Below are 390 nucleotides of genomic sequence, written 5' to 3'. Positions count from 1 at the left end.
GTCGTCGACGGCCGGGGGAATCTCCGGTTTGGGCACGTTCAACGCGACAGCAGGTTGGTCCGGCTGGTTGCTTGTCGGCAAGGCAGGGCTCTCGGCGTTCGCGACAGCCGGCGGGGCCGCAGTGGGATTGGGCTCCCGCGTTGCGGGTGCCGCCGGCTTGCTGGCCTGCGGTTCGGGCTTTTGGCTCTCGCCAACCTTGGGCTCAGCGGGCGGCAGCGTCGAGGCTTTCTCTACCGGCGGCGTCGGGGCGGTTGTCTCACTGGAAGCGGCCAACGTTTGACTGTCGCTGGTCATCGTATCCGGCTGGATTGGCGGCGATGCCTTTTCGGGTGGCGGCCTGGCGTCCGTTGCGGGTGACTTCGCGACGACGTCGTTCTGCGAGGGGACTTC

At 67.9% G+C, this 390-nt stretch carries 1 pseudogene; it reads right to left on the bottom strand.

Annotated elements, in window-relative coordinates:
* Window positions 1–294: pseudogene (locus EN879_RS39630) on the bottom strand (serine/threonine protein kinase); the annotation flags it as partial.
* Window positions 295–390 lie beyond the last annotated feature (96 nt).

Origin of the sequence: Mesorhizobium sp. M7A.F.Ca.AU.002.02.1.1 (genome assembly GCF_003998535.1) — a bacterium.
In the GTDB taxonomy this organism is placed as follows: Bacteria; Pseudomonadota; Alphaproteobacteria; order Rhizobiales; family Rhizobiaceae; genus Mesorhizobium; species Mesorhizobium ciceri.
The sequence above is the reverse complement of the archived record's forward strand: the minus strand, read 5'-3'. Positions and strand labels throughout refer to the sequence as shown.